The sequence below is a fragment of the Ignavibacteria bacterium genome (assembly GCA_036262055.1).
In the GTDB taxonomy this organism is placed as follows: Bacteria; Bacteroidota; Ignavibacteria; order Tepidaquicellales; family Tepidaquicellaceae; genus DATAJP01.
Genome location: DATAJP010000003.1, coordinates 118509 through 141427, shown reverse-complemented (window position 1 = coordinate 141427; position 22919 = coordinate 118509). Strand labels below are relative to the sequence as shown.

Annotated in this window: 20 protein-coding genes and 1 pseudogene; 13 read left to right on the top strand and 8 right to left on the bottom strand. The window is 35.9% G+C overall.

Going from position 1 to position 22919, the window contains the following annotated elements; genetic code table 11:
- Positions 1 to 6: 6 nt before the first annotated feature.
- Both hemW and VHP32_07715 read left to right on the top strand, forming a co-directional pair.
- Entirely contained in the window at positions 7 to 1134 is a 1128-nt protein-coding gene (gene hemW, locus VHP32_07720; protein HEX2787777.1) for a radical SAM family heme chaperone HemW, read from the top strand.
- Positions 1135 to 1139: 5 nt separating this feature from the next.
- Positions 1140 to 1502: a response regulator gene (locus VHP32_07715; GenBank protein HEX2787776.1), complete on the top strand. Its 363-nt coding sequence runs from the start codon at positions 1140 to 1142 to the stop codon at positions 1500 to 1502.
- A 3-nt stretch (positions 1503 to 1505) separates the two neighbouring features.
- On the opposite strand, the gene VHP32_07710 is transcribed toward VHP32_07715, so the two are convergent.
- The 4 genes from VHP32_07710 to VHP32_07695 all read right to left on the bottom strand — a co-directional run bounded on the left by VHP32_07710 (position 1506) and on the right by VHP32_07695 (position 5078).
- The gene (locus VHP32_07710; GenBank protein ID HEX2787775.1) at positions 1506 to 2474 is read right to left on the bottom strand and encodes a phosphatase PAP2 family protein; all 969 of its coding nucleotides are present in this window, start codon (positions 2472 to 2474) and stop codon (positions 1506 to 1508) included.
- Between the two features lie 9 nt (positions 2475 to 2483).
- The gene (gene mgtE / locus VHP32_07705; GenBank protein HEX2787774.1) at positions 2484 to 3887 is read right to left on the bottom strand and encodes a magnesium transporter; all 1404 of its coding nucleotides are present in this window, start codon (positions 3885 to 3887) and stop codon (positions 2484 to 2486) included.
- Between the two features lie 251 nt (positions 3888 to 4138).
- Positions 4139 to 4495, bottom strand: coding sequence for a YraN family protein (locus VHP32_07700; protein HEX2787773.1), 357 nt, complete (start codon positions 4493 to 4495; stop codon positions 4139 to 4141).
- Positions 4482 to 5078, bottom strand: a complete 597-nt coding sequence (locus tag VHP32_07695; GenBank protein HEX2787772.1) for a ribonuclease HII — start codon at positions 5076 to 5078, stop codon at positions 4482 to 4484. The genes VHP32_07700 and VHP32_07695 overlap by 14 nt, the downstream gene beginning before the upstream one ends.
- 99 nt (positions 5079 to 5177) lie before the next feature.
- On the opposite strand from VHP32_07695, the gene ffh reads away from it, so the two are divergent.
- The 8 genes and pseudogenes from ffh (at position 5178) to VHP32_07655 (ending at position 11172) form a co-directional block, all read left to right on the top strand.
- Complete coding sequence (gene ffh / locus VHP32_07690; GenBank protein HEX2787771.1) at positions 5178 to 6518, top strand: signal recognition particle protein; 1341 nt, start codon at positions 5178 to 5180, stop codon at positions 6516 to 6518.
- A 44-nt stretch (positions 6519 to 6562) separates the two neighbouring features.
- Complete coding sequence (gene rpsP, locus VHP32_07685; protein ID HEX2787770.1) at positions 6563 to 6970, top strand: 30S ribosomal protein S16; 408 nt, start codon at positions 6563 to 6565, stop codon at positions 6968 to 6970.
- Between the two features lie 88 nt (positions 6971 to 7058).
- On the top strand, positions 7059 to 7310 hold the full coding sequence (locus VHP32_07680) for a KH domain-containing protein (protein HEX2787769.1): 252 nt from the start codon (positions 7059 to 7061) through the stop codon (positions 7308 to 7310).
- The gene (gene rimM, locus VHP32_07675; protein ID HEX2787768.1) at positions 7307 to 7849 is read left to right on the top strand and encodes a ribosome maturation factor RimM; all 543 of its coding nucleotides are present in this window, start codon (positions 7307 to 7309) and stop codon (positions 7847 to 7849) included. The genes VHP32_07680 and rimM overlap by 4 nt, the downstream gene beginning before the upstream one ends.
- A 183-nt stretch (positions 7850 to 8032) precedes the next feature.
- Positions 8033 to 8704: a tRNA (guanosine(37)-N1)-methyltransferase TrmD gene (trmD, locus tag VHP32_07670; protein ID HEX2787767.1), complete on the top strand. Its 672-nt coding sequence runs from the start codon at positions 8033 to 8035 to the stop codon at positions 8702 to 8704.
- A 94-nt stretch (positions 8705 to 8798) separates the two neighbouring features.
- Positions 8799 to 9140 (top strand): annotated as a pseudogene (rplS, locus tag VHP32_07665) (50S ribosomal protein L19).
- A 208-nt stretch (positions 9141 to 9348) separates the two neighbouring features.
- Positions 9349 to 10008: a deoxynucleoside kinase gene (locus tag VHP32_07660; protein HEX2787766.1), complete on the top strand. Its 660-nt coding sequence runs from the start codon at positions 9349 to 9351 to the stop codon at positions 10006 to 10008.
- 3 nt (positions 10009 to 10011) lie between these two features.
- A complete protein-coding gene (locus VHP32_07655; GenBank protein HEX2787765.1) occupies positions 10012 to 11172 on the top strand; it encodes a glycosyltransferase family 9 protein in 1161 nt (386 codons plus the stop codon).
- A 36-nt stretch (positions 11173 to 11208) separates the two neighbouring features.
- Here VHP32_07655 and VHP32_07650 read toward each other — a convergent pair whose 3' ends face one another.
- From VHP32_07650 to VHP32_07640, 3 genes are read right to left on the bottom strand one after another with little or no spacing between them, the layout of a single operon-like run.
- Entirely contained in the window at positions 11209 to 11481 is a 273-nt protein-coding gene (locus VHP32_07650; protein HEX2787764.1) for a hypothetical protein, read from the bottom strand.
- A 58-nt stretch (positions 11482 to 11539) separates the two neighbouring features.
- A complete protein-coding gene (locus tag VHP32_07645) occupies positions 11540 to 12661 on the bottom strand; it encodes a Glu/Leu/Phe/Val dehydrogenase (GenBank protein ID HEX2787763.1) in 1122 nt (373 codons plus the stop codon).
- A 38-nt stretch (positions 12662 to 12699) separates the two neighbouring features.
- Positions 12700 to 13899 carry a glycosyltransferase family 9 protein gene (locus VHP32_07640; protein HEX2787762.1) on the bottom strand — a complete coding sequence of 400 codons (1200 nt, stop codon included), beginning with the start codon at positions 13897 to 13899 and terminating at the stop codon, positions 12700 to 12702.
- A 75-nt stretch (positions 13900 to 13974) separates the two neighbouring features.
- On the opposite strand from VHP32_07640, the gene cdd reads away from it, so the two are divergent.
- The 3 genes from cdd to VHP32_07625 all read left to right on the top strand — a co-directional run bounded on the left by cdd (position 13975) and on the right by VHP32_07625 (position 16117).
- Entirely contained in the window at positions 13975 to 14364 is a 390-nt protein-coding gene (gene cdd / locus VHP32_07635; protein HEX2787761.1) for a cytidine deaminase, read from the top strand.
- Positions 14365 to 14445: 81 nt separating this feature from the next.
- The gene (locus VHP32_07630) at positions 14446 to 15018 is read left to right on the top strand and encodes a thymidine kinase (GenBank protein ID HEX2787760.1); all 573 of its coding nucleotides are present in this window, start codon (positions 14446 to 14448) and stop codon (positions 15016 to 15018) included.
- Between the two features lie 73 nt (positions 15019 to 15091).
- Positions 15092 to 16117 (top strand): BMP family ABC transporter substrate-binding protein, encoded by a 1026-nt coding sequence (locus VHP32_07625; protein ID HEX2787759.1) that lies wholly within the window; start codon positions 15092 to 15094, stop codon positions 16115 to 16117.
- Between the two features lie 33 nt (positions 16118 to 16150).
- On the opposite strand, the gene sprA is transcribed toward VHP32_07625, so the two are convergent.
- Positions 16151 to 22765, bottom strand: coding sequence for a cell surface protein SprA (gene sprA / locus VHP32_07620; GenBank protein ID HEX2787758.1), 6615 nt, complete (start codon positions 22763 to 22765; stop codon positions 16151 to 16153).
- Positions 22766 to 22919: the final 154 nt, after the last annotated feature.

The window sequence follows — 22919 nt, the reverse complement described above, 5'->3', positions numbered from 1 at the left end:
ACGTGAATGTCAGGTATTTACATACATATTCCCTTTTGCGAAAAACGATGTAATTATTGTGATTTCTTTTTCACAACAAATCTGAAGTTAATCAATAATTTTTTAACCGCTCTCGAAAAAGAAATTTTTCTTTATTCGGAGCAGTTAAAAGATATAAAGTTTGATTCCATATATTTCGGCGGAGGCACTCCTTCCCTTCTATCCCCTGAAAAAATTTCAAGCATTATTACTTTCATAAAAAATAAATTTTCAATTGCTGAAAATTCGGAGATTACACTTGAGGCAAACCCCGAAGATTTATTAAACAAAAACATTTCCGAATACAAATCTGCAGGCATCAACCGCATTAGCTTGGGAATTCAATCATTCAATGATGAGGATTTAAAATTTCTTACACGGAATCACACAGGTGCTGATGCCGAGAAAGTTCTTTCAGATTGCATGGGTGTTTTTAAAAACATAAGCGCAGATATAATATACTCTCTTCCCGGACAAAAATTTTCAGATGTTAAAAAATCTCTGGATAAAATAATTGCTTATAAAACTCCCCACATTTCTTGCTATACGTTAACATTCGAAGAAAGAACCGTTTTGTATAAGGATTATCTGAATAAAAAAATTGTTAAAAATGACTCTGAGACTGAATCTGATTTATATTTAAACTTAAGCAAATACTTATCTGATGGCGGTTATGAGCATTATGAAGTATCGAGCTATTCTAAACCGGGGTTTAAAGCCAAACATAATTCAAAATATTGGACACTTGAAAATTATCTGGGTCTAGGTCCGGGTGCACACTCTTATCTGAATAAGGTAAGAAAAAATAACGTGAAAAATGTTTCAGAATATTGCAAATTACTTGCAGAAGAGAATCTTCCTTTGGATGAATTGGAGAAAGAAAAAAAATCCGAAGGACTCACTTACAAATCTGAATTTATAATGTTATCGCTCAGATCTTCAGGAATTAACCTGAATGATTACGAAGAAAAATTCAATGAAAGCTTTTTTGAAATTCATAAAGAATTCATTGGAAGTCTCGTAAAAAATGAATACGCTTTGCTGAATAATGAGCACTTGAGACTGACGGATAAAGGATATGCGCTCGCAGATGAAATAACTGCAAAGTTTTTATAAACAGAATGAAAATTTTACTTGTAGAAGACGATCCGATAAACTTAAAGTTAATGTCACGCCTGCTGACTAAGCAGGGGTTTGATTTTATTACTGCAAGTAACGGGCAGTCAGCCGTTGAAAAAGCAACTTCCGACCCTGACATTAAGCTCATCTTGATGGATATTCAGATGCCCATATTAAACGGATATGAAGCTGCGCAAAAAATTAGACAATGGGAAATGGCAAACGTTAAATCTCCCGTTAAGATTATCGCATTGACAGCTCATACATTTGAAGAAGAAAAGGAAAGATGCAGACAGGCAGGCATGAATGATTTCATCACAAAGCCAATCAATATGGCGGAACTCATTTCTAAAATGAATTCTTAAGATTTATGCCGAGTTAATAGCTTCTCCGGTTTTAAAGTTAATCCTCCCTTTATAAATATTTTCCGCTACAAGAATTGTTACAACAGCAAATGGTATAGCCGCTATAAGGTCTATTACGTAGTGATAGCGCAGATAAACTGTCGAAAAAATCATCAAGATGGTATAAATACAATACCACCACCGCCATTTTGACCGGAAACGGAAAGCGAGATAAGTAATCAGTAATGCTATCAACGTATGACCCGAAGGAAACGCATCCCGCTGCGCATAATTTTCCGGATCAGGAACATCAACAGGAATTGATTCTCCGCTGTTAATAAATAATCTCAATTTCTCTGACATAAACATTCCTTCAAGCTCGGCATCAAGTTTTTTGAAGTCGTGCAAAGTAAATCTCGGACCTATAGCAGGAACCAAAAGGTAACCGATAAATGAAAGATAAAAACCAAAAAAGACTACAAACATTGCATATTTATACTCAGCAAAACGCTGCGCTATATAAAGAATAATAACAAATGATAATTGCATAAAATAAAACAGCCAGTAAATTATCTGAAAGAACTCCACCATGGCGGGATGATTAAATTGCGCGAGATAAACAGTCGGGTCAAATCCAAAAATCCACCTGTCGATTGAAATGAGATAAGAATCAAATATTGTTCTTCCCCAAATGCTGAACATTAAAACATATACTTCTTTAAAGCAGAATAAAATCATGAACACAGGATAAAAATACCGCAGAATCTTAAAAAACGAATACTTAAGCTTATCTTCATCACTCTTCTCTTCGTATTTTTTTACAACATAATTTATAAGCCCAATAAGAACAAAATTCGATAAAACAATTATAAATGCCTGAGGAATATTCTTATCGAAAATAAGGACTAACAAGCTTAAGAAAATCAGAAACAATTGATTAGTAATATCGGGTATATCAAGATAACCATATCGTTTTCTTAAATTACTTATCATCTTTTATATTCAGTTTAAATGTGATAACATATACGTTGCGATTGAAAGAAAGATGCTTATGCCCACAACATCCTGAAATGCAGTCTCAAAAGGTCCTGATGTAATTGCCGGGTCGAGTCCGAATCTCTTTGAAATCATCGGGACACATGTGCCCATAAGACCTGCAATGTTTATGGAAACAAACATTGAAATTCCAACTGTCAGTCCGAATGCGCTTTTATTTCCATCCATCATTATATAACCAATCAGACCGGTTAAACATCCCACAACGAATGCAATTATCAAAGTCGTACTCATCTGTTTTGCAAGAGGTTTCCACCAGGTTGAAATATTCACATAGCCGGTGTCAATAGCTCTAACAATTATTGCTGCAGTCTGTAAACCTGTATTGCCCGATATCGCAGAGATTATCGGCATAAATGCTGCAAGCAGAATTACTCTTTCAAGAATTGCATCATGGGATTTAATCACAAAGATTGCAATGATTTCAATTCCTAATGTTACAAGTATCCAGGGAAGACGGAGCTTTGCAATTTCAAACGGAGATTTCTTTTCAAGCTCTTCAGCATCGGTACCCGTCATCTTTGCAACGTCTTCGGTGAATTCTTCTTCTATGACGTCGATAACGTCATCGATACTAATCCGCCCTATCAAACGGTCTTGCTCATCGACAACAGGCAGAGAGACAAGGTCATAGCTCTGCATTATTTTTGCAACTTCCTGCTGGTCAACGTCAGCTTCAACCGAAATAACATCGGGATTCATTACCTGAAGCAAAATCTGCTCAGGATTTTTTAGTGCAATAATTAATCTTTTTAAAGAAATAATTCCTGTAAGTTTACCGTTGTCATCTACAGCCAAAAGATTATAAAATTGGTCTATTTCCTCCGCTTTTTCTTGAACTATATTTACTGCTTCAGCTACAGTCAATCGTTGATTAACAGCAATAAACTCTTTTGCCATGATACCGCCTGCGGTATTCTCATCATAACGTAAGAGTTCACGGATTTCATCAGAATCTTCCTTATCCTCTTTCTCAAGCTCTGTTAAAACCTGTTCGGCAACATCTTCTTCAAGTTCTGAAACGAAGTCGGCAGCATCATCGGAATGCATTTCCCCTACTAAATCGGAAATTTTATCTTTGCCAAGCTGTTCAACTATAAAATCTCTTCGTTCATCATAAACTTCAAGAATTACTTCCGAAGCCGTTTCATCATCAAGCAATGAAAATAGATAAGCCGCATCCTCATCTTCTTTAAGATTATTGATAAGAACAGCGATATCGTAGTTATATAAATCGGTCAGAATTGTTTTCAATATGGCATCCGACCGTGACGCAATTAACTGATGTATTTCATCAATCAATTCATCATCAATGTCTAATGAGGAGCTATATTTTTTTTCTTCTGCCAATTATTATTTGTTAAAAGAGGTTTTAAAAAAAGTGGGAATTACGGATACTAACTTGAGAAAACAAAAATATTTCTAAAAATATTCATTAAGGTGGGGATTTTCAACTGATTATTTTGTGGTTACAAAAACTTAACAAGTGTCATTAAAATATTATGTCATTCTGAACGAAGTGTGGCATAGCCATCCCTTTGGGAAAGAATCCCCATTCCTTTGCAATGGGATCCTTCGCTATGCTCAGGATGACACACGAGTCAAAACGCATTCTCGATGTGGTCGATAACAATTTCTTCTCCCATCATAATCGTAATGACATCAAATCGTAAATCATATCCTGAATACTTTTCATTGTTCATTATAAATCCTTCTGCGGCTTTGCGAAGATGTTCCATTTTGAGATTATTAATTGATTCCTCCGGCTCACCGAAGTTCTTGTTGCGGCGGGTTTTTACTTCAAAAAACAAAATCAGCTTTTTATCCTGATCAATGAAAATTAAATCTATTTCGGATTTTTCGAAGCGGTAATTTGAGTGGAGAAATTTCAGACCTTTGTTCAGCAGATAGCGCTTTGCGATTGCTTCACCTGTTTTGCCTGTTCTATTCTTGTACAAACAGCGGGATGAGCTCATAATATTTTCTGCAGAATGTTTTGCGGTGAATGTCGCATATCCCGAATTTCTTCACGTTCTCGATATGCTCTTCGGTTGCATAACCTTTGTGCTGTTTAAAGTTATATTCAGGGTAAACCGCATCATATTTAACCATTATTTCATCTCTGTGAACTTTCGCTAAAATCGAAGCCGCAGAAATCGCAAACTCCTTATCATCCCCTTCTATTATGGTTTTGTAATTCAAAGTTTTCTCGAATCCATCTTCAAGCTTGAAATAATTTCCGTCTATGAGATATAAATCCGGTTTAATCTGGAGTTGTGTAATGCACCTATGCATCGCGCGCATTGTAGCTTTGAGAATGTTTATGGTGTCGATTTCAAAATTATCAATCTCAAAAATCGCATAGGCAAGACATCTTTCCTTAATTTTTTCGCTTAGTTCCTTGCGGTCATCGGCTTTTAGCTTTTTAGAATCCTTAACACCGCGGATGCGCCTCGTTCCGTGCTCAAATACCACACAGCTCGCAACAACAGGTCCCGCCAAAGGTCCCCTCCCCGCCTCATCAATACCACAAATTAACAATTTTACAGAATTTTAATGGTTTAACCTTAAAATATTTAATTTCATTGAAATAATAAAGGATTTTCGCTATTTTCTTATCACATTGTAAATAATTTTTAAATGTTCGAAGATATATCACTGAAACTTGAAGGCGTAATGAAAAAGATACGCGGTCAAGGAAAAATTACTGAAAGAAATGTCGATGAGTCGCTGAGAGAAGTAAGGAAAGTCCTTTTTGATGCTGACGTTAATTATAAAGTCGTAACCAAGTTTTTAGAAGACGTAAAAGTCCGTTCTTTAGGAAAAAATGTTCTTACAAGCATAACTCCGGGTCAGTTAATAGTTAAAATCATTAACGATGAGCTTATAAAGCTTCTCGGTTCAGAAAAATCCGATATTGTTTTCGGAAATGAAATTCCCTCAGTTATTATGGTCGTTGGTCTGCAGGGTTCGGGTAAAACCACTTTCTCTGCAAAGCTTGCTAAGTATCTTAAAGGCAAAGGTAAAAACCCGCTACTTGTAGCATGCGATATTTACCGTCCTGCTGCTATCGAGCAGTTGAAGATTCTCGGAACGTCAATCGATGTTCCTGTTTATTCTGAAGACGATGAGAAAAATGCGGTCAAGATTTCAAAGAACTCGATTGACCACGCAAGAAAAAATTTAAGAGATACGGTCATCATCGATACTGCAGGCCGTCTGGCAATAGATGAAGAGATGATGAACGAGGTATCGAAGATTAAGAACGAGGTTAAACCCTCTGAGATTTTATTCGTCGTTGATTCGATGACAGGTCAGGATGCAGTTAACACCGCAAAGACTTTTCATGATAAACTTGATTTTAATGGTGTTGTTCTTACAAAGTTAGACGGTGATACACGCGGCGGTGCTGCGTTATCAATCAAAGCAGTTGTCGATAAACCGATAAAGTTTGCCAGCGTCGGAGAAAAGCTTGAAGCACTTGAGCAGTTCTACCCCGACAGAATGGCAAGCAGAATACTCGGCAAAGGCGATATCGTTTCATTTGTTGAAAAAGCACAGAATGAAATCGACGTTAAGGAAGCCGAACAGCTTGAAGCAAAGCTCAGAAAAAATAAGTTTGATTTCAATGATTTCTTAAATCAATTGAAGCAAATCAAAAAAATGGGTTCGCTTTCAAGTCTTGTAGCAATGATTCCGGGAGCAGGAAATGCTCTCAAAGGAAAAGAGATTGATGAGTCAGCATTGACCAGAGTAGAGGCAATAATTCTTTCAATGACGATTAAGGAAAGAGAAAATCCTCATGTGTTAAACGGTTCGAGAAGAAGAAGAATTGCAAACGGAAGCGGGAACACAATTCAGGAAGTTAACAGGGTTGTGAAGCAGTTTGAAGATATGCAGAAGATGATGAAAAATTTCAGCAAAGGTAAGATGTCGAATATGATGAAAAAGATGAATATACCCGCAAATTTTAAGATTTAATTATAACAAAAAAAATAATATAATAAACAAAAGGAATAAATTAATTGGTTAAGTTAAGACTCAAAAGAATGGGTAAAAAGCATAAGCCCATTTACAAAATCGTTGCAGCGGATTCAAGGTCTCCGAGAGACGGAAAATTCATCGAATCACTCGGTTCATATAACCCGAATCCGGACCCAATGGAAATAAAATTAAACACCGACAGGGTTCTCTATTGGCTCAAAACGGGTGCTATCCCTACCGATACGGTAAGAAATTTATTTAGTAAAGAGGGGGTTATTTTAAGATGGCATCTCGAGAAAAAAGGAAAAACATCAGAGCAAATAGAAGAAGAATTAAATAAATTCTTCTCAGAAAAAGCTGCAAAACTTGATAGAGCTAAAGCGCGTAAAATAAGACGCAAAGAGAGTAAGGCAAAACGAGATGCTGAAGCAAAGCAACCTGCTGCTTAATACTGATTAGATTTGCGACTCAACATCTTGTTATTAGTTTAATACCCTGAAGATTTTTTCTTTAAACTCAATAACAGGAGTACCGTGTATGAAGGAATTTATCGAATTCATTGCCAAGCATTTGGTTGATAATCCTAATGCGGTGAAAGTTGAAGAAATGCACGACGACGAGAAGCTGAAGTTCCGCTTAACCGTTGCCGACAACGAAACCGGCAAGGTAATTGGAAAAGAAGGCAAGACCGCAAAAGCAATAAGAACACTTCTTACTGCAATTGCGGCAAAAGACGGCAAACGTGCAATATTGGAGATACCCGACAGAAGCAATAAAGAACGCAGCTGATTAAACCTGATTACAATAAGTTTATAACTATCGGAAAAATTCTGAAACCTTTTGGAATAAAAGGTTATTTGAAAATTTTCCCGCTTACTGATTTTCCCGAAAGATTTTTAAAATTAAAATCCTTATATCTTTATGATGAATCAAAAAGAGTTTTCATAAAGAATAAGGATTTTTTCATTTTTGATGTTGATGACTCGGAAATGATTGGCGAATATGTTAAGCTGAAGCTGATAGATTATAATTCGATTAACGAAGTTCAGAGTTTTGCAAATAAGTTTGTCTTAATAGAAGAAACTAAAAAGAAAAAACTCGCAAAAGGACAGCACTATTTTCATGAACTTATCGATTTTGATGTATATGCGGGAGACGAATTGATGGGAAAAGTTGCCGCATTTGAAAATTACGGCGGTGATGATTTAATAAAAACAAAAGATATGAAGAACGAAGATAAGTATATCCCTTATCGAAAAGAGTTTATAGAAAAGATTGATGAGAAAACAAAACGGATATATATTAAAATGATTGAAGGATTGATATAGATTCTAAAATAATTATAAATGTCATCCCAGCGAAGGCTGGGATCCAGGCTAGCAGCTAACAAGTATATATCTTTATACAATCAAAAAATTTTATAAAATATTTTTTGATAATAAACATTGTTTTATTAGAATCATTTTAGTCTAGATTCCAGCCTTCGCTGGAATGACAAATTTACAATTTGTATGCGAATCGATATAGTAAGTGCTAATACTAAAATACTTGAGTGTGCATTAAGTCACGGGCTTACTTCCCGCGCAATTGAAAAACAGTTTGCGGAAATTCATATACATAATCTCCGTGAATATGCTGAAGGCAGTTACAAGCAAATTGATGATACGCCTTACGGCGGAGGGGCGGGAATGATTCTGAAACCTGAACCGATTTTCAAATGCGTTAACAAGCTTAAATCAGAACGTGACTATGACGAAATAATTTATTTCTCTCCGCAGGGGGAAATTTATGAACAAAAAACCGCAAATTACTATTCACTTCAGAAAAATATAATCTGCATCTGCGGGCATTACAAAGGAATTGACCAAAGAGTGATTGACGTTCTTGTTACAAAAGAAATTTCAATCGGAAATTATGTAATTTCCTGCGGAGACCTTGCAGCATATGTTTTTATTGATTCGGTTTTAAGATTAATTCCCGGCGTTTTAGGAGATTCCGAATCTGCCATAACAGATTCTTTCCAGGTTGAGGAGATTTTCGATGCTCCGCAATATACCCGTCCTGAAGAATATGAGGGACATCGCGTTCCCGATATTTTATTAAGCGGCAATCATGCAAAAATTCGTGAATGGAGAGAGCAAAAAGCACGCGAAAAATACGATAAAATTAGCAAAAAAGGTTAATTTTAGCATTTTATAAAAGTTTTATATTCACTATCTTGTCATTACATTTTTTACAGAAAACATATCATAACAGTTTAAGGAAAGGATAACAAAAATGGACAAAATAAAATTAATAACGGCGGCTCAGATGAGGAATGACTTGCCGGTTTTTCATCCCGGTGATACAATTTCAGTTTCAGTTAAGGTTATTGAAGGCGATAAAGAGAGAGTTCAGCAGTTCAAAGGCATAGTAATGGGAATAAAAGGCGGCGGCGCAGGAAAGACTTTCAGAGTCAGAAAAATTTCCAATGGTGTCGGTGTTGAGAGAATATTTCCATTCAGTTCACCTAAAATCGGCGGTATCGAAGTTCTGAAACACGGAAGTGTAAGAAGAGCAAAATTATATTATCTCAGAAATTTAACAGGTAAGGCAGCTACCAAAATCAAAGAAAAGAAAAAATTATTTGCTTTAGTTGAAGAGGAAAAAGCTGCAGGAATGCCTGAGACACCTAAGGCAAATGAAACAGTTGAAAATGTTTCAGAACCTGTTGTTGAAGCAAAAACCGCTGAAGAAGTAACAGCATAAAACATTTTATCCTTTTCATAAATTTATAACCGTCATATTTTCTTTCACTATGACGGTTTTTTTATGTGCATAAGTTATAATGAATATCAAAAAAAAACATTTTGTATCAATAGCAGGAAATATTGGTTCGGGAAAATCATCCCTGACTAAACTACTCGCAGAAAGATTCGATTGGATTCCCTATTATGAGTCAGTCCATGATAACCCATACCTTACCGATTTTTACGGCGACATGCACCGCTGGTCGTTTAATCTCCAGATTTATTTTCTTTCACACCGCTTCAGAACACACCGTGAAATTTTAAACAGACCCGAATCTGTTGTTCAGGATAGAAGCATTTATGAGGATGTCGAAATCTTTGCAAAGAACTTATATGAATTAGGAAGGTTAAATGAAAGAGACTATATGAATTATCATAATTTATTCGGTGAAATGGTGTCTTATCTGAAACCACCCGATTTGCTTGTTTATTTAAAAGCGAATACCGATACTCTTATGAAGCAAATTAAACGCAGAGGACGTGACTTTGAACAAAATATCGAGCCAATGTATATAGGAAAGCTTAACGAAACTTATTCGGAATGGATTAACAGCTATAAAGCCGGAGAATCAATGACAATCGAGACTGATGACCTTGACTTTGTTTCATCCCAAAATGATTTAAATTTTGTTATAAATAAAATTGAGGAGAGATTGTTTGACAGCAATGATAAATTTTTCAGAAAGGTTAATAAGTAATATATGAATATCCCCCGCTGCAAAAAATTTTCCGGATACAAACCGTGCATTTCATACGAAAACTGTCTCGAAAACGGATGCCAGATGGATTCTCCCGATAACAGAATGGGTACAAAATTTTTAATCATTTCACTTGATGGTCTCAGCAATGTTTTGCTTAACACTTCAGTATTAAAATCCATTAAGAATAAATTCCCTGAAAGTACAATTTATTGGCTCACAGCTGAAAAACCAAAACCGCTCCTTGAAAATAATCAATACATAGATGGAATTTATTTCTGGAATGAAACTGACAGGATGATTTTAAGAAGTATGAAATTTGATTTTTTATTTAATACAGAAAAATCCATTAGCGTCTGCGCTTTCGCTAACGAAATTAATGCTGTTACAAAAAAAGGTTTTTTGCTCAATGCTGACGGGCAGGTGGTTCCTGCCGATGAAGATGCTTTGGATAATTACAGATTGGGAGTTGATGATAATTTCCGGTTCAAAGAAAACAAAAAATCAAAAATTCAGATAATTCACGAAACATTCGGGCTTGAGAATAAAAATGCTGAATATATTTATAACTTTACAGAGCAGGAATTAAAATTAATAGATGACTTTAAACGTCAGGTGCATTTTGACAGGAGTAAGTTTTACATCGGATTTAATACAGGCAGCTCATTAAAATTTCCCGATAAAAAAATGACTATCGGACAGCATATTTATTTGATTACAGAGCTTTTAAAAAACGATTATATGCGTGTAGTTTTGCTTGGCGGCAAGGAAGATACTGAAAGAAATCTTGAGATATACGATGCGTTCGATTCTGAAACACAAAAGAAAATTATTTACACACCCACAAATCTTGGTTTAAGAAGCGGCGCGAGTTTTATGAATATACCTGACGTTGTTATAACCGGCGACAGCTTTGGGATGCATATGGCAATTGCTTTGAAGAAATATGTAATTGCATGGTTTGGAATTACTCCGCCTGCGGAAGTTGAGCTATTTGAGAAAGGTGCAAAAATCATTCCTGAAGCAGTTCAAACTCCTGCTTATGCTTCTAACGGACATAATTTTAATCCTGAGTTAATTTCGGAAAGTGATTTAAATAAGATTGTAAATCTTGTGAAGAGGTTTTGCCTCATACAGCCGTTTAAGAATATGATAGATAATTAATAACGAGATTCTTCGCTTCGCTCAGAATGACACAGATTAAACAATCCCGCCTTGCTTACTGTCCTCAATTTCTTTATCCTGGCTTTCTTTTTCTTCTTCGGCTCTTTCGCTTAAAGGTTTTTCTTCCTTAAGTAACTCTTCACCATACTTTTGCGGATTTTTTTGTATATCTTCTTTTAATCCTTTATCCTCGTCTTTAACATATTTTGTTACCGCTTTATTGCTCCATTTGGTAACAGAGGTCACCAAAGTAAGAACTAATGTTATGACGGCTATTAATACAACGATAATCCAAATTGCAGATTCCATATGATTCGATTTTCGTAGAGACGCAAAATATTGCGTCTCTACAAATAAAAATAAAATTTTATAAATTTCTCATTTTGAAAAGATTAAGGTCACGATAAACTCTTAATCTCTTTACATCGCTTACTGCCTGAATTCTGCTCATCGCGATTTCTTTTGATGCTGCATTAGTCGGGATATTCTCTCTTTTTGATGTTTCAATGATATTCATAATAGCATCATAAATTCCTGCAGCTCGTTTCATTGCGCGCTCACGGTTATATCCTTCAAGTTCGCTGTAAACGTTAATCAAACCGCCTGCATTGATAACATAATCAGGAGCATACAAAATTCCTTTATCCATCAACGCTTTACAATCTTTATCTTCATCTTTTAACTGATTATTTGCTGCGCCGGCTACGATTTTCACTTTAAGCTGAGGTATGGTTTCAGAATTTAATATCGCACCTAAAGCTGTCGGTGAAAATATATCAGCATCATAAGAATATACCTCGTCAGCACCGATTATGGTTGCTTTAAACTCTTCAACCAATGGTTTAAGTTTTTCATCATAAATGTCTGATACATATAGCTTTGCACCTTCTGCAAATAAATGTTTGCATAGGTTTTTACCGACATTTCCACCTGCACCCTGAACAACAATTTTCTTTCCCTTTAAAGAATCTGTTCCGTAAACTTCCTTAGCGCAAGCTTTCATACCAACATATGTTCCGTATGCAGTCACAGGTGAAGGGTCACCGCTTCCGCCGAGCTCAATTGGGATACCGGTAACGTTTCTTGTCTCCATAGCCACATATTCCATGTCTTTTACGCTTGTTCCGACGTCTTCAGCTGTAATATACCTGCCTGAAAGACCTTCAACATATCTGCCGAAAGCTCTGAACAATGCTTCTGATTTTTGGGTACGTGAATCACCAATAATAACAGCTTTCCCGCCTCCGAGATTCAATCCTGCAACAGCAGCTTTATAAGTCATCCCCTGAGATAACCTTAAAACGTCTGTCAAAGCTTCTTCATCTGAAGCATAAGTCCACATTCTGCACCCGCCCAAGGCAGGTCCTAATGTTGTGCTGTGAATTCCGATGATGGCTTTTAAGCCGGATTCCTGGTGTGAGCAGAAAACGACCTGTTCATGCCCGTAACCTTCCATTACATCATAAATTTTAAAAGAATTTTTTGACATATAATTTAAGTTTGATTTAAATTTAAACTTTGAAAATCTTAACTAACGGCATTCAGCTCTTTGATAACCGGTAACTTAATTTCAAAAAGCTCAGGTTGAAGTGCCTTTCTTATACTTATGAAAACATCATCAACTTTGATATGAGCCATACATTGTGGCGACTGGCAACCGTATTCATGTCCGAGATATAAACACGGACTGCAAAATTTGTCGCTTTGTATAACAACGCTGCCTTTAAGATAGCTCCCCCATTTGACGGGATTTGTAGGACCATGTAACCCTAACGTCTTAGTCCCCACACAGGATGCTATATGAAGCATTCCTGTATTACTGCATACAACAAGTTTAACTCTCTTAACAAGAGCAACAACATTATTAAGCGCAAATTTTCCCGCAGTATTTATGACATTCGGACTTCCGATTCCTTCTGCGATTGCATTACACCGTTCAATTTCAATAGGTGCACCCGTTATAAGAATTTTTATTTCGGGATTATACTTTAATAAACGTTTTCCTAATGCAATATACTTTTCATTGTCCCATTCACGCGGCTTACCGTTTTCTCCGCAGCCGGGATGCAAACCGATTACGAGCTTCCCCTCTAAGTTGTGCTGCTTCCAGAAATCATCGGCAAATTTTTCATCATCATCATTTAAGAAATATTCAAGATATCTTTCATTTTTATCCGTTATAATCCCTAATGGTCTCAATAAATCGAGGAAATTCTCAAGCTCGTGCTTATCTCTCAAATGAGGAACAACTCTGTCATATACAAAATGTTTGTATTGTCCCTCGGTTGCAAATCCTATAGAATATTGTGATTTTGCAAGCAAAGTCATCATGCTTGCGATTCTTTCCCATTGACTTCCGTCTATTACAACATCGTATTTTTCTTTTCTTAGCTCTTTTATGAAGCCGAAAAATCTTAATGGATTAGACAGAAAAGAATGAACGTTGCAATTAATAATTTTATCGATGTACGGAATCTTCTTTGCAATTTCATAATTAATCGGCGTGCATAGTAAAGTCAGCTCGGAGTCAGGAAATTTTTGTTTTATAGCTCTGAAAGTGGGAATTAAAATAATCGTATCCCCTATGGCGGCAAGCTTTATAAATAAAATTTTCCGGATGTTTTCAATGGGTAATCGTTTTCTTTTCTTAAGCAGTATACCAAGCACAAATAGCACCGGGATACCTAAATATCGGTCTAAAAACCTGTAAATCTTTCGCTTTCGCATCCGTCATTATGAAATAAATATTTGATAATATACATAAATATATATATATTATCAATTAAAACAATCACTTAAATCTTGAAAAAACCATACTTAGAGCTTATAAATAAAGCAATTAAAAATATTGATAACTCTTATTCTCCCTATTCAAATTTTAAAGTTTCTACTGCTCTTTTAGGAGAAAATGATAAAGTTTATACAGGCGTAAACATAGAAAGTTCGTCATTTTCATTAACTTTATGCGCTGAACGTGTTGCCGCAGCAAAAGGAATTTCAAAAGGTGTAAGAAAGTTTAAAGCAATTGCAATTTATACTGATAAAAATGAGTTTGTTTACCCCTGCGGAGCGTGCAGACAGTTTTTATCCGAGTTTTCGGACGATATGGATATCATACTCATAAAATCTCCTTCCAAATATAAAATCCTCAAATTAAAATCTTTATTACCAAATTCATTTAAGTTAAATTAAAAATTCAACACACCCCGTCTCCGATTTCATCGGAGCCACCCCTCTCAAGAGGGGAATTTTTTAAAGATTAATTTTTAAAATTTGAACGAGAATTTACAGATAAGGACATTCAAAAAAATCGGTCATATTGAAGTAATATGCGGAAGCATGTTTTCAGGAAAGACTGAAGAACTTATCAGAAGGATAAGAAGAGCAGAGATTGCTCGCCAGCGTGTAAAAGTTTTTAAACCGAAAATCGATGTCCGTTACAAAGAATTTGAGATTGTTTCCCATAATGAACAGTCATACCCTTCAGAGATAATTGAAAACGCAGAGGAAATTTTTGATAAATGTTTTGATGCCGAAGTTATCGGAGTAGACGAAGCTCAGTTTTTTGGGAATAACTTAGTGAACGTCTGTCAGACACTTGCTGACTCAGGTAAGCGGGTGATTGTAGCAGGACTTGACCAGGATTATAAAGCACAACCGTTTGAACCTATGCCCCAACTTCTTGCAATTGCCGAGTATATTACTAAAATTCAGGCAGTATGTGTAATCTGCGGAGCACCTGCAAACCGGACTCAAAGAGTATCGGATAATGATGACCAGATTTTAGTTGGTGCAACTAATCATTATGAAGCAAGGTGCCGTCTGCACCATACGTTTAAGGATTAAGCCGCGGTTATAAAGTTTTAAAGTTCATAAAGTTTCTAAAGTAATGCCTTTCCAGAATAATCAAATTCTATTGATGATAAAGAAAATTCTTTTGCTTTTAATTGCTGTTTCCGTTTTTTCCTGCGGGAAAAAAGAAAATCAGAATACACAAACTAATACATCAAGTAATACCGGTAATGCACCTATAAAAGTTGGTCTTGTGTTCGACGTCGGCGGACGCGGTGATAAATCATTTAACGATGCCGCTTATGCAGGTCTGGAGAAAGCTCAAAAAGAACTTGGTATTGAGTTTGAAGACATTGACCCCGGGAATGGTTCGGATAGAGAATCTGCATTAAGAAAATTTGCTGCAAGACCTGACATTGCGCTTATTTTCGGAGTCGGATTCATTTTTACCGATGACATTAACAACGTCGCAAAAGAATTTCCAAATAAAAAGTTTGCATGCATAGACTACTCAATTACAGATCCTAATACCATACCACCTAATGTTCTTGCAGTTGAATTCAAAGAAGAAGAAGGCTCATTTCTTGTTGGCGCAATTGCAGGATTAAAAACCTCAACTAATAAAATCGGTTTCATAGGAGGTGTTGAAAGCCCTTTAATAAAAAAATTTGAGACAGGTTACGTTCAGGGAGCGAAATATTCAAACCCTAATATTGAAGTTTTTACAAGTTACATAAGTGTAACTCCTGACGGATTTAAAAATCCCGGTAAAGCTCAGGAAATTGCATTAAGTCAATACACCAAAGGGGCAGATATAATTTATCACGCATCAGGTTTATCGGGACTTGGTTTATTTGAAGCTGCAAAAGAACAAAAGAAATTTGCTATAGGTGTTGATATGGACCAATGGAATGAAGCTCCGGGACAAGTTATTACAAGCATGATTAAGCAGGTTTCGGAAGCAATTTATGGAACAATAAAACTTTTAAAGGAAGGTCAATTCAAAGGCGGTATAAAAGTATTCGGTTTATCGGACAACGGAATTGGCTATGTTTATGATGACAATAATAAGAGCTTGCTTTCAAAAGATATTATCGATAAAGTCGAAGCAATGAAGGAAAAAATTAAAAAAGGCGAGATTACAATAAAATAGAATTCTAAAAAAGAATTTATTAATATTTTTTTTTTATTGAATACTAATTCGAATGTTTAGCCCTCCCTCATTGGAAGTTCTTGGAGCAATATTAGCTGTTTGCTGAGTCGGTTCTGTTCTTATGTATTTGTAAAATAGCTGCATCTGCACGCGCTGACTTAACGAATATTGTATTGAAGGATTCAAAGTCATTACTGAAGAGCCGTTTCCGGGTGCTTCATTTCTTCCTGCCAATTGGAATGTATAACTAATCGGGTCATTAATTGTTTTTGAAAGCGTGAGAGAAAATGCTATATCATTTTGCAATGAAAGTCCGAACATTGGAATTTCAAATCCAGCCTTCGTAAAGTTTGCGTTAATGCTCCAGTCACGCGTATTTGTTGTCTGAATCTGATAGCTTGATGGAGTAAGCGAATTCAGAACAGTTGTGTTATATCTGAAAACTGCCGATAAGCTTCCGCCAAATGCTTCCTTGAAAGTAATATTCATACCGATCAAGGGAGTAAAACCTTGAGTGACAGCCATTAAGTTAGGAACAGGGTTGTTATTTATATCCGTAGTATATCTTTCCGAAAACTCTGATGTAAATGCGTTTTCTATTGTAACTGCCGAAGCAAATTGTCCGAACAATGGAAATTTTTCGACTCCTGAAATTGTTATATTCCAATTCGGGAAAGGAAACGATGACAACTGGCTTTTAAATTGTTCAGTTACATTAGCAAGATTTTCTGAAGACGTTCCTGACGGAATAAATTTAAAATCTTTAACATCACCTCCGAAGAAAATGGAATTGGAATTAGCATTCGAATGCGCCTGGTTTGACAGTGATGCCATTTCACCAAATGCATTAGTGGAGTAAGTTTTATCATTATCCCTGCCCCATTTCTTTTTGAATGTGAGACTCATTCTTATATGTTCCGGAAATATTGGCGAGATTGATGTTGTCAATGATAAATCGTTTAACACATTATAATAATCTCTTACTCCTGAAAGAGAATCAACCCTTTTCCCGGGATACTGAGTGAACCCGAGCTGGTACATTCTTGATGGTCCAAGGTCTTCTTTGGTAGTCGGATATAACCAGAAATTTCCAAAGCCGGGACTTCCTGCTACGTTATTATTAGTTAATGTATTGCTCTGCGTAAAGTTAACCGTAATATTCTCAGGGAAAAATGTGCCAAATACTTTAAATACATCAAGAATGCTTTGTTTACCCTTACCATCAGTTGTATCTGTAATTCCACCGCTTCTTAGTCTAAATCTTTGAGGATTATCTGAAGATTTAAATATATTTGCAATCTCGGAAAGCTTTATTGTTGCTGAAGTATTAATATTATTGAAAGTTCTGACATTATAACCTATGTTATCATTTGTCTGAGGGTTTGACCATGCATAAGTAACATTATAATTTCCGGTAAGCTCGACAAATTTCTTGATGAAAGGAATGTTGAATTTAGGATTAAATGTAGTTGTCTGCAAATAATCAATATCCTTACCAAAATTAATAAGACCACCGTTAAAGAAAATACGATCAAGCACATTTCCCGTTATTGGTGTCCTCAGACTGTCATTTAAAGTCTCAAGGTCACGCAAATCACTTCCGGTTCCATAACTGTATGTTCCTGTTAAATCCACAATCCAGTTTTCTAACAATTTCCAATCAAGATTAAACCCACGGTTTGCTCTGAAGACTAGTGTTGGAGGTGCATCACCGAGTGAAGTTCTGAATTTTTTCTCGTCTTTATCCCGGTTGAAATCTGTTTTAGCGGTAAAGTTGTTAGAAAAAAGAGGCGCCAGAGGTATAAATGGCAATGCAAAATATAATTTTGCATCTTTATATTCATCACCTAAGTTTATTATTCTTCCGATATTAAGATTAAAATTATCCGACAATCCAAAATCTGTAGCAAAGTCAACTGCGCCGTTATAAACCACCTGGTCTTTTCTTTCAAGCGTAAGGTCGCGTTTATAATTATATACAGCTCTGAAATTATATGAAAGCTTGTTAATAATATTCTGAACTATGTAATTATTGCTCGGAAACTGCAAACGCATTCCCTGAATTCCAAATTCATTTGTTACATCAAGCGTCTGCGCCTCAATGTATATATTATTACTTAATCTTTCAGCAAGTTCAGCATCTCCCGTTTGAAGTAAAATCTGTTCATATCTTCTCTCACGAGCTTCTTCAAGGTCAATGTCCGTGTTAGGGTAGTTTTTATGCTTTACCATATACTCGCTGTGCCTGAAAGTCAGAGGAAGTACCAAAAAGTCTTTCCATTCATCTGAAAATATGGATGCGATTGCATTATTAAGAAATTTATGAACATTCAGAGTTCCGCTTATGTCAAAGTTCTGAGTGGTTTGTCTTGTATATGGTCCCGGTCTTCCGTCGAGAGAATAAAAATTAGGACTTTCGTTTGTCAATGTTGCATTAACAGTCAGTAAATCAGCCAGCTTAACGCCAGCATTTAATACATATTTGAAACCATTATCATCATCTATATCAAGCACTCTTATTTCATTAAACCAAACGCTTCCGGTTACACTTGCGTTATATCCGGTCCGGCTTTTTTCGATACCAACTGAAATCTGCCGTATAGCATTAATCAACGGATTTCCTCTGACCACATATAATGCGCCCGGCGGACCGTTCGGAACAGGAAATTCCGTGCCGGTATTAATAGAATCGAGCAAAATTTTAATTGCAGTCAGGTCGGCAAAATTAATCGTTACTTCATTCTGTGCATTCCATGGCGTACTTGGTCTTACGTCAGGATGAATAGGAGCGCGGTATTCATAATAATTTGAAGTATCCGAGCCAAGCCGCACAATCATCCATGCATCAAATATTTTTTCACTGGTATAATTAAAAGAAGGGTCACCGTTTACAAATAATTTTAATCTCTTATAATTAAATAAATCAAGAGGAACGGATGTGTAATCTTTCACTGCAAGTTTTCTCTCTCCGTCAACAAGATTATTTACATCAATGGATAACGAAGCTTCATTTGATAACGTTGTTCCGCCTGTAGTATTCTGTATTCTCTGTCTAAGAACATCACCGGGAACGGGACTGTCATAAATCTGAGGATTTTCCTCTATGCTGACAATTGAAATGTTATATGTTGTATCATTCTTGTTCGGTTTATACCATTGATTTCCTACAAGATTGAAATCCACAAGAGCAACTCTTATAGCACCATTAACACCTTTTACATACAATCTCGCATATTCAATATTATTGAGACTCGGATTGCCGACCATCCGTCTGAATTCCGATAAAGGAATACGATATTGGAACCAGCCGACTCTTCCTCTTCCTGAAATAAACTGATTGTTCGTTGTATCAAGCGGGATTTCATAACTGAAATAAACATTGCTTGTATTTAATGCTCCATCTTTATTCAAATCTTCAGTATCAGGTTTATTTCCTCCTTCAAAGAAACGGTTATTCTGTGTTCCGTCAATTATATCATAGTTTATTGCTCCCGTGGAATCATTATTATCAAGTCCCGGATCTCGATTCTCAAAATCATCAAGTGTTAAAGATGTACCGTATTTAGTATTATAAAATGCTAACTCCTCAAAATTTTGTTTATAGTCAAGACCTATGTCTTCAGATATTTCAAGAATACCATTATTGTTTTTGTCCTCACTGTCAGGAAATCCGTTAAGAATTGCATCTTCAGATACTCTTCCTAAGTCGATGACTAATTTACCGTTCTGTATTGTGCTTAGCCCTACACTGTCAATCCTCATATTAAACTCAATGAAGTTGATGTTTTCATTTAACAAATCCGTAGAAGTGGTATTAAGATATTTCATAATACCATTCCAGTTTGTTGCAGTAGTTACATTTTTGTTAAACAGACCGTTTGAAGTATTATAATTATTAGAATAGTTATATATTCCCCTCTTTGTTGGGTCAAATTGGATATAAAAAGGCGTTATAACATCCTGTCCTGCCTGTACGCTTTTTTCAGGATAAATATCTGTCAGTTTTGCATCATTTGGAATATTATACCATTTCATTCTTCCGCGTTTATTATAAATGGAATCTGGAATATTGCCAAGTTCAGGATCAAAAGGAACAGATGATATTGTCCAGGTGCTGTAATTCGTTCCCAGTGAAACGATTTTCTTTGAGCCTTCCATATCATCAACATATGCAATTGACTCGTTATTGTCAGTCGGGATTTTACTTTTAAGCGTATTAGGGTCAGGTGTTAAATATGCAAACTCACCTTTTAAAGTAAATGCAGATTGTTCCTTAGTATTATATCCCGGCAGCATATTAACAAGTCTGGTAAGCAGTTTTGAATTTATCTGAGTTGTAAAATCCACTCCAAAAATAGAATTATTTGTCGGTTCCTCACCGATTCTTACCTTAGTATTTAATGTCGTTTGCTCAAGATTTAAAAACGTAAAACCAAGCGAATTAAACTCATCAATTTTATAATCACCTCTTAATCCAATAAGTGTTTTTTTATCAAGTCCGAAAAGGTCGTTAGTTTCATAACTTACCTTGAGGTCTTTGGAAAGTTTTGCTGCTGCATTTCTTATCACAACTGTTCCAGTTAAATAATCAACACTGTAATCAATATCTTTTATAAGCTCCTGAGCCCCGACCATTACCTTAACGCTTCCCTGAACTACGTTTAAACCAAGATTGATTACGTCAGAATAACCTGATTCACCTTTTGCTTTTCCAATTAAGGAGTATCTTATAGCATTCGGAGCAGTCGAACTATTTTGGGCATTTAATTTAACATCGGTATATATTTGCTTGTAATAAAAACTTGAATCTACCCCTTCCCTGACAAGGTTATCCCAGAACGGGCGTAAAGTCGGGAAAATAATATCGCCGGTTACTTTGTTTATGGTAAATCCTGAAAGAAAATCGAATCTTGAATCCGGGGGCGGTTCTCTTGTTGTTCCTGTATATCTGTCAATGTCAAGCATGTTTGATAATGACTTTTGCTGACCCGGCAGATTTGGCTGGTTGTTTCCGTCCTGATAATACACTGCTTGAAGCTCAAAACCTTCCTCAAGAACTTTTGAGACAGGCAGCCTGTAAATATTTTTCAGCTTTAATTCCCATGCAACCGGTGTGGTAGCCGGATTCAGAACTCCTGACTTAATCATCTTGAGAACAAGCGTATCGTTACCGTCAACTGTTGTGCTTGGAGTTCCATAAAGTGAATTACTCTGAGTTCTGTAAGTTACACCGACGGCAAAATTTTCAGGGACATTAACAATAAATGAAATGAATCCCGCATACGAATTAATATAATAATCAGATGGATCAAGCTTCATAAAATATCCGGCAAAAACTTTACCATCCTCAGCAACTGCTTTCTTATAAGAAGTATCATAACCTGCGGTTGGCTGCTCTATAAGCTGAATATGTGCAACACCATACCGTTTATTAATTGTCGTTACGTCTGTCTGAACCCATACCTCAAATGAAGTTTCTTCAGTCAAAACTCTGTTCTGCATAGTTTGTGCGTCAAGAATACCGGATGTATTATTAAATACATCGAGAAAGCTCTTTTTATATATGGTATCAAGGAAATAATGAGCATCTGAATATTCATACGCTTTCAAATTGAAGTTCTGCTCCTGCGCACCTCCTACAAAATCTTTTACCTCCTGTTTGCTCTTCTTCTGAGACAACACTGCGGAAAGCGAAAGAGGACCTAATTGAAAATCGCCTTTGACACCAAAAAGCGCCTGAGTTGACTGTATAATTCCGGAATTAGTAACAAGCGATACGTTACCTGCTTCGATTCTTTTTATAACTTCATCAGCATATCCGTCATAGCGGATTTTCAACTGGTTTTCAAAATCAAATAAACGCTGAGTGTTCCAGTCGGCATCAATATTCAATTTATCTCCGATAGTTCCTTTTGCCGTTACATATACTTCCTGCTTAAAATTAAAATTATTCTGATTTGATGTTGTTGTGCTTGTTACCTGTAAATCACTTTTTATGTTTTGATATGACGCAGTGATGTCTATGCTTCCGTTTATTCTTAAGCTCACTGTTGGAGGACCAAAAATTGTTTCTGATTTAAACGGCAGCGGAATTTTTATGTCGGTAAATTTTTCAAATAATTGGGAAAGGTCATCAACTACAAGTCCCTGATATTTTTCACCGAATATATCGGAGAATATCCGAGCCTGATTTAGATTTGTCAGTTCCTGAATATACTCATCCAATGGAACAACAAGCGGAATAGTTATATCATACTCCAAAAACTTACGGGTAATGATTGCATTATTGGAATCAAACGTTACAGAGTAAGTAATTTTTTCCGATTGTCCGATTAATAAAGGATGTTCGTAATCTTTAATATTACCAATGGGAGAGTATTCCGGGGAATATGTAAAATATTTTATTCTTGCTGTGGAATCAACAGGCAGACGCCTGAGTGAATCAAGAACAGCCTGAATGGAATCCTGTTCCTGAGTATAAAGAGAGTCACCGTATCTATAACCGGGACCGGTTCCTTTATCCCAGTCTCTTCGACCTTGGGCTGATATGGAACTTAGTATGATAAAATTTGCTATAAAAACAAATAATACAGATAAAAATATTTTACCTGAGCAGTTTTTAAGTTTTTTACCTTGAAGAGTTGTCAAAAATTTTCAATTTTAAGCAGTAAGTTTTATATCATAGGCAATTTTAATTGTTAAAATTTAAATCCATATCGCGCTATAGTTCAAATTCTACCCTCTAATAATCCTTACAAATTAGATATATACAAACTTATAATCATTTATTCATCAATTCAAT